General features: G+C 61.7%; 10 protein-coding genes and 1 pseudogene. 6 read left to right on the top strand and 5 right to left on the bottom strand.

The features are described from left to right. Positions 1 to 355: 355 nt before the first annotated feature. Positions 356 to 1135: an alpha/beta fold hydrolase gene (locus ACP4XC_RS08770; protein ID WP_427174526.1), complete on the bottom strand. Its 780-nt coding sequence runs from the start codon at positions 1133 to 1135 to the stop codon at positions 356 to 358. A 188-nt stretch (positions 1136 to 1323) separates the two neighbouring features. Then, positions 1324 to 2469 (bottom strand): annotated as a pseudogene (locus ACP4XC_RS08775) (IS3 family transposase). A 956-nt stretch (positions 2470 to 3425) separates the two neighbouring features. On the opposite strand from ACP4XC_RS08775, the gene ACP4XC_RS08780 reads away from it, so the two are divergent. After that, positions 3426 to 3905 (top strand): GNAT family N-acetyltransferase, encoded by a 480-nt coding sequence (locus ACP4XC_RS08780; protein ID WP_427174529.1) that lies wholly within the window; start codon positions 3426 to 3428, stop codon positions 3903 to 3905. 561 nt (positions 3906 to 4466) lie between these two features. Here ACP4XC_RS08780 and ACP4XC_RS08785 read toward each other — a convergent pair. Next, the gene (locus tag ACP4XC_RS08785) at positions 4467 to 4607 is read right to left on the bottom strand and encodes a hypothetical protein (RefSeq protein ID WP_427170712.1); all 141 of its coding nucleotides are present in this window, start codon (positions 4605 to 4607) and stop codon (positions 4467 to 4469) included. Positions 4608 to 5359: 752 nt separating this feature from the next. Here ACP4XC_RS08785 and ACP4XC_RS08790 point away from each other — a divergent pair. The 5 genes from ACP4XC_RS08790 (at position 5360) to ACP4XC_RS08810 (ending at position 11198) form a co-directional block, all read left to right on the top strand. After that, positions 5360 to 6760, top strand: a complete 1401-nt coding sequence (locus ACP4XC_RS08790; RefSeq protein ID WP_427174530.1) for an MFS transporter — start codon at positions 5360 to 5362, stop codon at positions 6758 to 6760. Between the two features lie 53 nt (positions 6761 to 6813). Next, positions 6814 to 7596 carry an SDR family NAD(P)-dependent oxidoreductase gene (locus tag ACP4XC_RS08795; protein WP_427174531.1) on the top strand — a complete coding sequence of 261 codons (783 nt, stop codon included), beginning with the start codon at positions 6814 to 6816 and terminating at the stop codon, positions 7594 to 7596. Beyond that, positions 7596 to 8978, top strand: coding sequence for an aldehyde dehydrogenase family protein (locus tag ACP4XC_RS08800; protein WP_427174532.1), 1383 nt, complete (start codon positions 7596 to 7598; stop codon positions 8976 to 8978). Before ACP4XC_RS08795 ends, ACP4XC_RS08800 begins: the two co-directional genes overlap by 1 nt. A gap of 73 nt (positions 8979 to 9051) precedes the next feature. Continuing rightward, on the top strand, positions 9052 to 10146 hold the full coding sequence (locus ACP4XC_RS08805) for an aromatic ring-hydroxylating dioxygenase subunit alpha (RefSeq protein WP_427174533.1): 1095 nt from the start codon (positions 9052 to 9054) through the stop codon (positions 10144 to 10146). A 47-nt stretch (positions 10147 to 10193) separates the two neighbouring features. Then, positions 10194 to 11198 carry a PDR/VanB family oxidoreductase gene (locus tag ACP4XC_RS08810; RefSeq protein WP_427174535.1) on the top strand — a complete coding sequence of 335 codons (1005 nt, stop codon included), beginning with the start codon at positions 10194 to 10196 and terminating at the stop codon, positions 11196 to 11198. Positions 11199 to 12096: 898 nt separating this feature from the next. Here ACP4XC_RS08810 and ACP4XC_RS08815 read toward each other — a convergent pair. Both ACP4XC_RS08815 and ACP4XC_RS08820 read right to left on the bottom strand, forming a co-directional pair. After that, the gene (locus tag ACP4XC_RS08815; protein ID WP_427174537.1) at positions 12097 to 13245 is read right to left on the bottom strand and encodes an XdhC family protein; all 1149 of its coding nucleotides are present in this window, start codon (positions 13243 to 13245) and stop codon (positions 12097 to 12099) included. 151 nt (positions 13246 to 13396) lie between these two features. After that, the gene (locus ACP4XC_RS08820; protein WP_427174539.1) at positions 13397 to 13933 is read right to left on the bottom strand and encodes a PadR family transcriptional regulator; all 537 of its coding nucleotides are present in this window, start codon (positions 13931 to 13933) and stop codon (positions 13397 to 13399) included. Positions 13934 to 13992: the final 59 nt, after the last annotated feature.

A 13992-nucleotide genomic window follows, 5' to 3' on the forward strand; every position in this document is an offset into this window, starting at 1 on the left:
CTACGGACCGCCGGACCGAAGCTCCGGCGACTATTGACGCTCGGACTCACCAGTAAACAGGGATCCTGGGCCAACGCTTGAAACCATGAACCAGGACCCGGCCTGACAGCCAGCCAAGATACCACCCCTCATCCGGCCAACACCCCAACCCACAAGAGGAATTGCCTGGCCCCGAAACGTGAACGCCCCGGACCAGCCCTATAGTGCACATAGTTCAGCAGTCTCCTAGCGGCGGCCGTCCAGGTGAAGGCGGTTCCCCCAATTCGGGACCGGCGACGTCGATGCCTCCCGAGACAGCGGAATCCCCAGCCGGCGCGGGCTCCACCAGAGCTCCGCACCGGCGTTCAGCCGCGGCTCAGGCGGTACTATCGAGGATCAGGCGCGCCGTCTCCATTGGTTGGTCCCAGTGCGGGAAATGACCGCAGTTGTCGAACCAGTGGAGCGTTGCATCCGGGAACAGCTCCATGGCCCGCGCCGCCTCACTGGGAGCGGTGACCTTGTCCTTTCGCCCCCATCCAACGACCACTTTGCCCTTGAGCGAACCGGCCGGCGCGCCTTCCTGGCGGGGTCCGTGAATCAGCGCGTTGAGGGCCGGGTCCAGACTGGTCGATGTCTTGAACCCGCGAAGCTCATGCACGACAAGATCCTGGGGCAGCTTCCAGGGGTGGGCGGAGAACTGAGCCAAGAGCGCCGTGCGGCCCACGGGGTTGCCCGTGAGGAAGGGGAGCGCCGGCTGGATGCGGCGCACCAGTGCGACGGAGGCCTTGATGGTTGCACCAAAGATCGCCGCCTGGCGGTCATTCCAGAATCCCCCGGGGTCCAGTGCGATCGTGGTTCCAGCGTGTCCCCGCCGTGCCATCTCCATCGCCATCCGTGCGCCCATGGAGCTGCCGACCAGGTCAACGTCACCCAGTTCCGCGTCGCGGATAAAGGCTTCGACGGCATCGGTCAGCGTGGCAATGGTGGTCTCCCCGGCCAGCGGCGCGGATTCGCCGCAACCGGGGAGGTCGACGGCGATGACATCCCGTTCAGCGGCCAGCGCCGGGATTACCGGGTTCCAGTTACCAATACTGGAACCGAGCCCATGGATCAGGAGGAGTGGCTTACCGGAGCCTTGCCGGGTTGAGTGCAACATGACTTCACTGTAGTGGGCGGTGCAACATCTCTGGCCAGGGGTCACCTGTCGAAAGGCCCGACGGTGCAGCGATACGCGGTCAGGCAGCGCATCCAAACGCCTCAGGTCGAACACATCTCAGGCAGGGCGAAGAGTCCAACCGCCACGTTGTCGAGGGGGACTGCCCCGGCTTTTGTTGACTCGGGGTCTTAGGCCGCTGTGAGCGCGGTCCGGTTGATTGTTTCATATTCGATTGGCGTGCGTTTCCCCAGCCGTCGTTGCCGTCGCCGGCGGTGGTAGGTCCGCTCGATCCAGGTCGTGATCGCCAGCCGGAGTTCCTGGCGTGTGAGCCACCGGTGACGGTCCAGGACGTTCTTCTGAAGCAGCGAGAAGAACGACTCCATTGCGGCGTTGTCCGCGCACGCACCCACCCGGCCCATCGACCCTGCGAGCCCGTGGTGCCGGAGCGATTCAACGAAGCGGCGGGACCGGAACTGGGACCCACGGTCCGAATGCACCACCGTCCCTTCCGGGCGGCGTGAGCGCACCGCGTTCTCCAGTGCGGCCACCGCCAGCGAGGATTTCATCCGCGAGTCCATCGAGTAGCCGACGATCCTCCCGGAATAGACGTCCTTCACCGCGCAGAGGTAGAGCTTCCCCTCCGCGGTGGGGTGCTCGGTGATGTCGGTCAGCCACAGCTCGTTTGGCGCCTCAGCGGTGAAGTCCCGCTCCACCAGGTCATCGTGGACCGGTGGTCCGGGCTTCCGGCTCAGGCCACGCTTCTTGGAGAACACGGACCAGATGCCGTGGTCCCGGCACAGACGCTGCACTCTGTTCTCGCCCGCCGTGATGCCCTTTTCGGGGAGTTCGTCGGCGATGAAACGGTACCCCGAAGGCGGGATCGTCATCGTGGATGTCCCGAGCGGCGTTGACCAGGTGCGCATCCGCCCAGTCCCGTTCCGTAACCGGGCTGGACCTCCACCGGTAATAGCCTTGCTTGCTGAATCCCAACACCCTGCAGGTCACCGCCACGGAAACACCGTCGGCGGCAAGATCCGTGACCAGCGGGTACATCATTTTGGGTTGATGTCCCTCGCCAGATACGCAGCAGCCCGGCGCAGAATCTCATTCTCCTGCTCCAACAGACGGTTGCGCTTCTTCAGCTCCCGCATCTCGGCCGACTCGGCCGCTGCCGGGCCGGCTCCCGAATCCTTACGCTCGGCGATGGCAATCCACCGCTTCAGCGTCGTGACCGACAGCCCGAAATCCTTGGCAATCTGCGCCAGCGGCGCTTCGCCCTTGCGGGCCACATCAATAACATCCTGGCGGAACTCCGCCCCATAAGCCGTGGGCATGGTCAACATCCTTCCACGAGCACTCGCTCGCTAGGTCAAGGAGTCAACAAAACCGGGGGCAGTCCCAGGGCCCTCAATTCCAGGACGTAACCGGCGCCGAGGCAGCCTGGTTTGGGACGCCGAACTGGGCAAAAGCGAGGGTGTGCACAATGTGCACACCCTAGCGTTCGGATTGAGTCTTACTGGTGCCGGACCGGGCCGGATTGCGGAGGTTTGCGGGGGAGTGGCGGAAACTCAAGGGCCGGAATCCGGTTCGAGTCCCACCTCGGGCACAGCATGACCCCTCGTCAGAGGGGTTTTTGCTTTAATGTGTGGACATTGACCCTCGGCGGGTCCCTCTGGCGCTGGCCGCGGTCTGTGCCCGGCGCCGCGGCGGCCTGTTCGGTTGTGTGAGTGGCGGGATCAGGGTCCTGGCTCGCGGCCCCTCGACCTGCTGGAATCTAGCGTGATGGGTCGTCCTATCTGGTTATACCGGCGGCCAGTTGTTGGCCCTCACTCATTCATGGCCAAGAGTTGTGGTGACGACATGACGAAGACGAATTCTCTTCGAGGATCGCCGTCGGATAGCTGCTTTCTGCGAACCTGGCAGAGTGCGCTCATCACGTGTTTGTCCGGCCAAAGGGGTGTGGACAATGTCCACACTTTGTCCACAGCCGGCTTTTCGACCCGCATTTTGATCCCTTCCTCCTGCTCCTGGTTCTGCCTTTACCCCTTCATGCAGGTCCCTGTTGCAGGCGACGTGACTTTGCGGCCCAGGCCAACGTTCCGGTTCAGCGGGAACGTCTTTGGGGTGATCTGTGGCTGGCGTACGATCCGTCGACAGAGTCCAAGTGTGTGGGATCCGGACTTCTTCCGCGGCGGCCACAGCGCCTGGCGCTCAGGGGGTCGTGGCGTGCCTGTTTGTGCATTTGAGGGGTCGTGTGGACCGCGGCTCACCTGCCCGGCATGATGAAGCCGTGACGACTGATGATTCTGTAAGCGGGGCGAGGCCGCGACGGGCAACAACGGCTGATGCAGCTGTGGTTGCGCAGCTGCTTCACGACTTCAACGTCGAGTTTTCGACGCCGAGCCCAGGCCCTGACGCGCTCAGGTCGCGGCTGACGCTCCTATTGGCGGGAGGCGACGTGGTCGTGCTGCTGGTCGGCGAGCCAGCGAGTGGCCTCGCGGTGCTGAGTTTCCGGCCGAACGTCTGGTACGAAGGTCCGGTAGCTATCCTTGACGAACTCTATGTCAGCCCCGACCTGCGTGGTCGTGGTCTGGGCAGCGCTCTCCTGGACGCTTCATGTGATCTGTTGCGCGATCGGGCCTGCACGCTCATGGAAACCAACGTCGCTGGCGAGGACACAGGGGCACGACGATTCTATGAAGCGCGGGGGTTCACCAACACCGAACCTAACCGCACTGACCCGATGCTGTACTACTACCGGGAGCTCTGAAGCTCAGCCCGAGAATTGCCTGACGCTTTCTGATGACAACGGGACCACTTCTGGGCTCAAAAAGCTGTTTCAAGAGTTCATGCTCCGCGGATGGCAGGATCGTGCGTCTGCCGAGCAGGGTGGCCACGATCTGGCGGACCTCCTGGATGCAACGGTCATGGTCGTCAAGGTCCGCCCGGGCCATTGACCCATGCCAATTTGTCCAAAGCGCTGTCGATGAGCGGCATGGAACTCACATTCCGGCCGGGGCTAGCATCTGTCTAAGGCTCATAAAGCATTGCCTTGAGAACGACAGCGTCCCCGGCAGACCACAGATATCGTCAGGATCTGATCTGTGAGGTGCACTTCGGGCACGCTGCCGTCTGCCCGTCCGTCCCGATCTTCCAGACGCTGGCAACCGTACCGCGGGTGGACTGGACACAGGAACCGGAGGCTGAGTCCCGTTCTCATGTAACTGTTAGCCGGGAATGGCGGTTTTGCGGCCTTGTTAGAGGACATAGACGGCCGACCACCCAAAGTGTGGTCGGCAGGCTCAGCCTTTTCCCGCGGTTGCTCGGTTGGTTATGGCGCTGAATTAACCACCGAGGTCTGGACTGACGTCCAGTCGGTCGCTGTTCCGGCTGGGAAGGTCTTGCCAGCTGTCAGCGTGACCTCCCGTTCTCCGATCAGCAGCCCGGTTGCGGGATTAATAATGATGTCCACCGGGTTTCTCTATCCGGACGCTCGATCCCGATCGCTGTGCCTGCTTGCCGTCAAGGTTCGCTTGCCTGTCTACGACGGTGGCTCCGGGAATGAGCGCGGCCGCTTTGTAAAGTGCAGCGCGGAGGTCGGCCGGGACGACTCCGGCCCCCAGGGGGGCCGCGAAGGCTTCTAGCGCTTCGGCTTCTGGACTGCCTTGCTTGCCTCGCTGGCGAATTATGTCCAGGAGGGCCTGGGCGTCGAGGGGCAGATTATTCACGCCCCCCGTCCAGGGCGTCCATTTCCCGACGAGATGGAATTGACCGTTGACGTGATCCAAGTCATATCATATGCTCGGTAACATCCGAATCAGACCATACTACAAGGACTGTCCAGAAGGATCCAACGACGTATCAGTCAGGAGAAGTCCGCGGGCGTTCTCACCTTCCCTCAGTGGTCGGCAGATGGGTATTCGGCAGCGGCCCGGCGTGCAGAATTCCTGGACCGATCGTGTGCCAGAGCTGGGAGGACGAGTGCCCTGCAGCCGGGCTCAGGCCTTCAACAGACGCGCGCCGTGAGGCACGCAGTGCCTTCGACTCGCCAACTCGCCGCCGCGCAGAGGGAGACCCCAGAACCCCTACACCCATTGCTGTTGGCGCCCGCTGATTAGGAGGTTTGAAGCCTTCATCAGGACGCTGCTCTACCGTGTCCGGGCAGTTCCCGGAACCCCGTCCCGGGAACTCCCCCGAAACTGAACCGAGAGAAAGGGTAATCAAATGCCCCATGTTGCCACTAGCCCGAAGGCCCATTCGCCGTTTCCTGCTGCGTTCGCGTCAGTGATGGGCTGGTCCTTTGACCTGTTTGACTTGTTTTTGTTGCTGTATGTCGCAGGGCCGGTTGGCCGGCAGATTTTTCCGGCTCAGAGCGAGACGTTCAGTCTCGCCCTGGTTTTTGCTTCGTTTGCGGTCAGCATCATTATGCGTCCGGGCGGGGCGGCGGTCTTCGGTGAGCTGGCTGACCGTATTGGCCGGAAGAAGATCATGGTGACCGTACTCGCCGGTGTGGGCCTTTCGACTGCCGCGATGGGTCTGGTCCCGACGTACGCGGCGATCGGGGCCGCGGCACCCATCATCTTCCTGATCCTGAGGGTCATTCAGGGACTTTTTGTCGGCGGCGTGACCGCCACGACACACACGCTTGGCACAGAGAGCGTCCCGGAGCGCTGGCGGGGCCTGATGAGCGGGCTCATCGGTGGTGGCGGGGCTGGGATCGGTGCGGCCATGGCCAGTGTCACGTTCATTGTGGTCGGACAGTTCTATCCGGGAGCCGCCTTTGATGAGTGGGGCTGGCGCGTCATGTTCTTCACCGGACTAATGGGGGCGCTGCTCAGCCTGTTTGTGCTCACCAAGGTCGAGGAGTCCCCGATGTGGTTGGAAGCGCAGGAAGCGGCCAAGGCAGCCAGGGCCTCAGGAGCGGCAGCGCCTGTGCAGAAGATGCGGATCAAGGATCTGCTGACAGGCAAGTACCGCACCATCACCCTTCTCAACATCGCCCTCGCGGCCGGTGCCGGGGCCCAGTACTACCTGACGTCGGGCTTCCTTCCGACCCTGCTCGGACCCGTGGTGGCCGTGCCGACAGTCGAACGCGGCTGGATTCTGCTTGTAGCGAGCCTTGTTGTGGCTATTTCGGCTACAGCCACTGGTGAGCTGAGCCAACGGTTCGGCCGCCGCAAGACCATGCTCATCATCGGGGGCATTAATGTCATCGCACTTCCGCTGTTCACCCTGGCAATAGCCGGTACGAAGCCCTCTGAGACCGGAACGATCCTGATGCTCAGCTGTTTGCTGGCGTTCTTCGCCAACGCTGCGTACGCGCCCTTGATGGTCTTCCTGAACGAGCGCTATCCGACCGCCATCAGGTCACGGGGCACGGCCATTACCTGGAACACCGGTTTCATGCTCGGCGGGCTGCTGCCGACCTTCGTCAATCTGCTCAGCCCGACCGTCGGCGACGTCCCGGGCAAACTGGCGATCTTCCTCGTTGCCTCCACGGTTGTCTTCATCGGTGTGGTCCTGATCAGCCCCGAGACCCGCGGTGCCCTCGCGGATTCGGAGCAAGCTGATAGCCCCGCCGTCGTTCACGACGAAGCTTCTCAGAATATGCCCCCGCGCTCCTAACTCACAGAAACTCCTTGCTCACAGAAAACTCGTAGCTCACAGAAGGAATTCACATGACTCAGTACGCATCCCCGTTCACCGACCGTACCGTTCTTCTCACCGGCGTCTGCGGGGACATCGGGTCCACATATTTGTCAGCCTTGGTCGCTGCCGGAGCGAACGTGGTGGCCACCGACCTGCCCGCTCTTAGCGAAGCCGGAAAAGAGCTTGCTATCAACGCCACCCGGAACGGTCCCGGCCGGGCGGTCTTTGCCGACTGTGACATCACCGATGAGGCCGGGGTCCAGCATGCGGTCCACACCGCGATCAAAGAATTCGGCCAGTTGGACAGCGTCGTGAACAACGCAGCCATCTACCGGACTTTGGGTGGCAAACGACCCCTCGTTGAGCTGACTCAGGCCGATTGGGATCTGGTTCTACGGGTTAATGTCGTTGGCTCGTGGCAGGTGATCAAGGCCGCTGCCCCCTATCTGGCCGTCAGCGGTCAGGGGCGTATCGTCAACATTGCTTCGGTGGTGTCCCGCACCGGCGCGCCCGGATTCGCCCACTATGTAGCGTCGAAAGCCGCGGTTGAAGGACTCACCCGGTCGGCGGCCAGGGAGCTGGGCGTCGATGGAATCACCGTCAACTCCGTATCTCCCGGATTGGTTGATGACGCTGCGACACGGGAGCTGAACACCGATGCATACCTCAAAACTGCCGCTGCCTCCCGGGCCATCCCCCGCGCGATGGTGCCAGAAGACCTGGTTGGCGCGGTGATGTGGCTGGCCGGGCCGCAATCCGGGTTTGTCACAGGTCAGAACCTTGTAGTCGACGGCGGAGGGGTTTTTGTCTGATGATGGCAACGGAGTTCCAGCCAATCAATCCGACCACGCTTGCCCCACTGCCGGTCCTCCGCTCTGCGGACGTGGCCGACGTCGATGAAGCCGTTGCGGCAGTCACGCAGGGCATGACTGGGACGTGGCCCAGGGATAACAAATTGCGGGCGGCCGTAATGCAGCGTTGGGCGGACCTGTTGGAGCGTGAGGCCGATGAGCTGTGTGCGGATCTGGTTAACGAGACCGGCAAGACCGTCGCTGAGGCGAGGATCGAGATCGCAGGTGCGGCCGACTCGCTCCGGTTCAACGCCGGACTCGCCCGGCTTTCGCTTGGTCGTGCGGGGAGCCTCTCTGATGGCTCGGAGGCGCATCTGGTTCGAGAGCCCGTGGGTCCCACAGTCTTCATCACTCCCTGGAACTGGCCGGTCCTGCTACTCCTGCGCGACCTTGCGCCCGCGTTTGCAGCGGGGGTCACCGCGATCGTCAAGCCGTCCTCACAAACGGCACATGTGACGTCCCGGGTGCTTGAACTCGGCCATCAGGCCGGTGTTCCGCGCGATGTCCTCGTCGTCGTCATCGGCGAAGCCGATGTCGGTTCTGCGCTCGTACGTCACCCGGGCACACGGGCGGTTGCGATAACTGGGTCAACGGCCGCTGGCCAGGCAGTCATGCGTGACGCCGCCGAGACCATGACCCGGCCGCTGCTCGAGCTCGGCGGCAAGGCCACGATGGTGATCCTTCCTGACGCCGATTTAACGACCGCGTTGGAGCGGGCTGCGCGTGCGTCCATCACTACGAGCGGCCAGATGTGCATGGCCTGTACCCGGGTTCTGGTCCACCAGGACCAGGCTTCACAGGCCGAGGAGTTTCTGCGGAGCATCCTCGGCACGCTTCGTCCTGGAGACCCGCGGACAGCGGGAGCCCATCTCGGTCCGCTCATATCTGCCGCTGCCCTCGAAAAGGTGTCCGGGTTCGTGGACCTTGCGCGCGGGGCCGGACGCGTGGTGGTGGGCGGCGACATCGTGCATCCTGAAGGACTTGATGGCCACTTCCTCTCGCCGGCGCTCGTGACTGATCTTGAGTTGGCCTCGCCGGTTATTCAGGAAGACATCTTCGGCCCGGTCCTGTCCCTGGAGACATTTGCCGATGAATCCGACGCGGTGGCGCTTGCCAACGGCACGCCCTTCGGCCTAGCGGCCGCGGTCTGGACCTCAGACCTTTCCCGAGGCCTGAGCCTGGCGCGCGGGATCAAGGCTGGCACCGTGTGGGTGAATGGTTACAACCATTCGTACGCGGAAATGCCTTCAGGGGGAGTTCGCATGTCGGGACTTGGGCGTACCCGCGGCGTCGAAGGCATTGAGCAGTTCACCGAGCTTAAGCACATTCATTTCTCACTGTGAGCCGACAATTTTGGAGGCGTTCGTAAGCCGGTATTAGCCGGCGAGGGAAAGCCAACAATCAGAAGGAAAGACGATGACTGCTACCGGATCAAAGACTTCAACAACGAATAAGACGCTGGGCCACCCTCTGAATGCCTGGTACGTCGCGGCCTGGGACCATGAGGTGACCCGCCAGCCGATATCGCGCAAGATCGCCAACCGTCCGCTGGCGCTGTACCGCACAGAAGACGGCAGGGCAGTCGCTCTTGCCGACGCCTGCTGGCACCGGCTGGCACCGCTGTCCATGGGGAAGCTGGTTGGCAGGGAAGGAATTCAGTGTCCCTATCACGGCATCGTCTATAATTCTGCGGGACGCTGCGTATCCATGCCAGCCCAGGAAACCATCAATCCCAGCGCCACGGTGCCGTCGTTTCCGGTCGTGGAGCGTCACCGGTATGTGTGGGTTTGGCTTGGCGATCCGGCACTGGCCGACCCGGACCATGTACCGGACATGCACCAGATGGATCATCCGGACTGGGCCGGCGATGGCCTGACAATTTCGCTGAAGTGCAATTACCAGCTGGTCCTGGATAACCTGATGGACCTCACACATGAGGAGTTCATCCACACGTCCAGCATCGGCATGGACAACATGAGCGCTGCGGGCTTCGATGTATCCCACGAGGAGAATACGGTCACACTGAGCCGTTGGATGCGGAACATCGATCCGCCGCCTTTCTATCTGAAGAACATGCGGGACAAGTTTCCAGGGTTTGAGGGCAAGGTCGATCGCTGGCAGATCATCCGATTCGAATCACCTTCGACGCTGTGCATCGACGTCGGCGTAGCCAAAGCCGGCACCGGAGCGCCGGAGGGAGACCGCAGCCAGGGCGTGAACCTCTACGTCATGAATACCATCTCCCCGGAGACGGACCGGACGTGCCATTACTTCTGGGGATTCATGCGCAATTACCGTCTTGAAAGCCAGTTGATCACCACCCAGATTCGCCAGAGCATCGACCAAGTCTTCGGTGAGGATCAGGTGGTTTTGGAGGCCCAGCAGGTCGCGATCGACGCTAATCCGGACTATGAGTTCTACAACCTCAACATTGATGCCGGCGGCATGTGGGTCCGGCGACTGATCGAACGCCAGTTGGAGGCAGAACGACGCCTCGTGGCGACCGTCTAGCACGGCGTGCATGGGTCATTACAGGAAGCTGAGGCAGGTAAGAAAACATGGCATCAACGAACAATGAGGTCTGGCAGGTGGGGACTGTCGTAGAGAGCCGGCGTATCGCCACCGATATTCAACGGATCGTATTAGAGCCGTCCCGGCCAAAGACGGCCGATCCTGGTTCGCATTTAGACGTGATGGTCACCATCGGCGGGGAAGAGCGCAAGCGGTCCTATTCGGTCGTGGAATCCGAGCCGAACGGCCAACGATTAGCTATTAGCGTCCTTAAGGCACCGCAGTCGCGCGGTGGCTCCATCTTTATGCATGATCTGGAAGTTGGTGACTCCCTCGAGATCACGCAGCCGCTGCAGAACTTCCCGCTGCGGGTCGGTGCCAAGCACTACTTGTTACTTGCAGGCGGCATTGGAGTCACGGCCGTCGTGAACATGGCGCGGGTGCTGAAAAACCTGAAGGCGAATTACACGTTCGTTTATGCCGGCCGTAACCGCGAGGCTATGGGGTACCTGTCAGAGCTGCAGGATCTTCATGGTGAGAACCTGGTGGTTCATGTGGATGACGAGGGGACATCGCTCAGGGTCGAGGAGCTGGTCGACAGCGCGCACATGGATACGGAACTGTATATGTGCGGGCCGATCCGGCTGATGGACGTCGTACGGCGAGCGTGGATCGAGCGCGAGCTGAACTTTACGAACCTGCGCTACGAAACTTTCGGCAACAGCGGTTGGTATGACCCGGAGGAGTTCATCGTCCGGATCCCCGGACTGGGTGTCGAGACCAAGGTCGGCAAGGACCAGTCAATGCTAGAAGCCTTGGAAGCGGCGGGCGTTGAAATGATGTCCGACTGCCGCAAGGGGGAGTGCGGGCTCTGCGAGGTCAAGATAGTTGAGCTCGATGGAGCCATTGACCACCGCGATGTCTTTTACAGTGAACGCCAGCAGCAGGCCACGAAGAAGATATGCTGTTGCGTTTCCCGTGCGATTCCTCCGAAATCAGGTGCGAGCGCTTCAATTGACGGCCTGGCAGTCGTTACCGTCAGCGTGTCCTAGGACCGGTATCAACAAATCGGGCCGGGCAGTCGGGCCGGGGCAGTGCCTGTATAGCCACTGATGATGGGTTCTCGGAACTCGGCGCAATCATTGCTCCGCCACTGCCGGCCTTCCACACGAAGCCCGGCAGTGAAAGATGTAGTTGATCACACAGTTGACAGAGCTCTGGACCTGTTCGCCATCAGACAGGACCGGTAAGCCCTGGGGCCGGAACTGCGGAGGAGGCGCGAACACCCGTCTCCGGACAGCATCATTCGCGTCAGCCTCGATTGTTAATGGACCGTCGCGTCAGTGTCGAGGGGCTGGCAGTGTGTAGCTATTTCCAATAGCTGGGTGTGAGGTCTTTTTCTGGTGCATTTGATGCGGTTCCCGGCCCTGCAACGGCCGTATCGTGCGTCCGGGCACGAACGCGGTGATCCAGTTCCCGTCCGCGTCCCGCAGTGTCGGGGCCTGCCGGCGTAAGGCGGTTCGGCGCGCAAGTGTAGTTCTGTGTGTACGGCGGGTAACCGGTCAGGCGTAAGGCGGGCGTTGCTGACACGCGCACGCGTCGGTGCTTACGTTGCCGTCCGGCCCAGGGCCGGCGGCCAGTACTTTTGCAGCTGACAAGCCGACCATGTCTGCGCTGGCCACTCGGACCGATAAGACGCGGAGACCTGGGCCCCGGCCTGCCGGAGTGCCACGGAAAATATGCGGAATACCATCGTTTTCCATCCAGGAGCGCACTTTCCCTAGCTGACAGGCAGCCTCGGCCCGCATCCCGCTGCAAATCCCGGGTTAGCGCAGACAGGCCCTTAGAATCGTCGTCGATTCCGTTGTAATGACTTGATTGGAGACAGCGGTTCATCCGCCGGCGCCTCCGCAAGGGGCCGTCTTGCCGGCAGCCAGTATGGCAGCTTCCCTAAGAAGGAACCTTCTCGGAGCGCTCCTGGGCGTTTGGCTGATAGCGGCTCTGCCCGCCATGGATCGGCGTCGACATAAAGCTGAGTCGGCGGCCGGTGCCTCCCCAGGCAGACGCAACGATCTCAGCGGCAATCGACACCGCTGTTTCTTCCGGGGTTCGGGCACCCAGATCCAGTCCAATGGGTGAGGAAAGCCTTGCCAGGGCGTGCTCTTCGACACCGGCTTCCCGCAAACGGACCATGCGGTCCTCGTGCGTACGCCGGCTACCCATGGCTCCAATGTAGGCGGCATCGGTCTGCAATGCGGCCTCTAGCAACGGAACGTCGAATTTCGGGTCGTGGGTCAGAACGCAGATGACGGCCCGGGCGTCAACGGCGGCGTTTGCCAGGAATTTGTGCGGCCACTGCACAACAACCTCATCAGCTTCCGGGAAGCGCCGCGGTGTCGCGAACACCGGGCGCGCGTCGCACAGGGTGACTCGGTAACCGAGGAACTTTCCCATCCGTACTACCGCTGCTGCGAAATCTATGGCACCAAACACAAACATCCGGGGCGGAGGTGTGAAGGAGGCAACGAACACGGCCACGTCATCAACTCTCTGTTCGCCGTCTTGTCCGAGGTGTACGGTCCCCGTGCGGCCAGCTTCCAAAAAACCACGCGCTTGGATAGAGACGCCCAGGTCCAGGCCTATCGATCCAAGGGACCCTGAAACGAAATCACTTCCGATCACCAAATGGCGGCCGACGTTTGAGCTGCCTCCGGTGACTGTGGCCACGCTGAGAGCCTGACAATCCTCAACTGCCTGGGCTACGCGAAGAAATTCAGGAAAAGTCTCCCTGGTGACCGGCTCGATAAAGACTTCTATGGTTCCGCCGCATGTGAGCCCTGCAGCGAAAGCGTCACCGTCTGCGACGCCGTAAACCACCGAAACCGGCTCGCCCGTCGCCAGGACCTGCTTCCCGAGCTCGTATACAGCACCTTCTACGCACCCGCCGGAAACGCTTCCGACGGCTTCCCCCGACGTTGACACTGCCATGGCAGCGCCAGGCGGCCGCGGTGAGGACTCCCAGGTCCGGGTCACCGTCGCCAGGGCGAAAGCAGTTCCATCCTCGAACCAGGACTGCAGCTGGCCAACAATGTCCCTCATGAGCAGGGAATTCCAGGATCATGTCTGTTTGCCATCTTCAAACCGCCTATCGGTATTGGTAATTCAAGCTCATGGATGCGGGCGTTCGGCTCTCAATAGGCCGAGCCACGCTTGGGCCAGTGTTCCCATCACTGCGCCAACGCCGGCGATGCTAACTTCCGCGCTCAAGTTCGAACTCTTCCCAGAACTTCAGCGCTGCGTGCTCGAGCGCGAGCCCAAGGCGCAACGGGACCATCCGGTGTGCTACGTCGTCCCGGCCACTGAACCGGTCCTGCATGGCGGTGTATGTCCTGATTCGGTCATGGTGCTGGACAATTTGTTCCTTCGCGAGTAGCAGAAGATTCTCAGGCTGCGCCAGCTCGCCGAAGAACAGTTTCATCTGCGCGATGTCCCTGACCTGCATCTGCTCACCCGTGGGCTCTGCGAGCCAGACACGCAGTTCACGCGTTCCCTCATCAGTGATTGAGTACGTCTGGCGCCGGCGCCCGTCAGGCTCGGTGGAGACAGTCAGTAGTCCGGCCTTCACGAGGGTCTTTGGTTCGGAATAGAGCTGTGCGTGTGGAAAGGGCCAAAAATAGCCCACCGAATGACCGATGGCGCGCTTCAGGTCATATGAGGTGCTGGGCCCCCGCATTGCGACCATGCCGAGGATAACGTACGCGGTAGGGGTCAGTTTAGCCGTTGACATGATTCAAAGCATACCGTAGTGTCCTTACCGTATTCAATATACCGTCCGAAGCGGATGGT

Source organism: Arthrobacter sp. 92 (genome assembly GCF_050260325.1).
Lineage (GTDB): Bacteria > Actinomycetota > Actinomycetes > Actinomycetales > Micrococcaceae > Arthrobacter.

Excerpts from the sequence above, each read along its gene's own strand:
- ACP4XC_RS08770 (WP_427174526.1), bottom strand. The coding sequence starts at position 1,135 with ATGTTGCACTCAACCCGGCAAGGCTCCGGTAAGCCACTCCTCCTGATC.
- ACP4XC_RS08790 (WP_427174530.1), top strand. The coding sequence starts at position 5,360 with ATGCCCCATGTTGCCACTAGCCCGAAGGCCCATTCGCCGTTTCCTGCT.
- ACP4XC_RS08795 (WP_427174531.1), top strand. The coding sequence starts at position 6,814 with ATGACTCAGTACGCATCCCCGTTCACCGACCGTACCGTTCTTCTCACC.
- ACP4XC_RS08800 (WP_427174532.1), top strand. The coding sequence starts at position 7,596 with ATGATGGCAACGGAGTTCCAGCCAATCAATCCGACCACGCTTGCCCCA.
- ACP4XC_RS08805 (WP_427174533.1), top strand. The coding sequence starts at position 9,052 with ATGACTGCTACCGGATCAAAGACTTCAACAACGAATAAGACGCTGGGC.
- ACP4XC_RS08810 (WP_427174535.1), top strand. The coding sequence starts at position 10,194 with ATGGCATCAACGAACAATGAGGTCTGGCAGGTGGGGACTGTCGTAGAG.
- ACP4XC_RS08815 (WP_427174537.1), bottom strand. The coding sequence starts at position 13,245 with ATGAGGGACATTGTTGGCCAGCTGCAGTCCTGGTTCGAGGATGGAACT.
- ACP4XC_RS08820 (WP_427174539.1), bottom strand. The coding sequence starts at position 13,933 with ATGTCAACGGCTAAACTGACCCCTACCGCGTACGTTATCCTCGGCATG.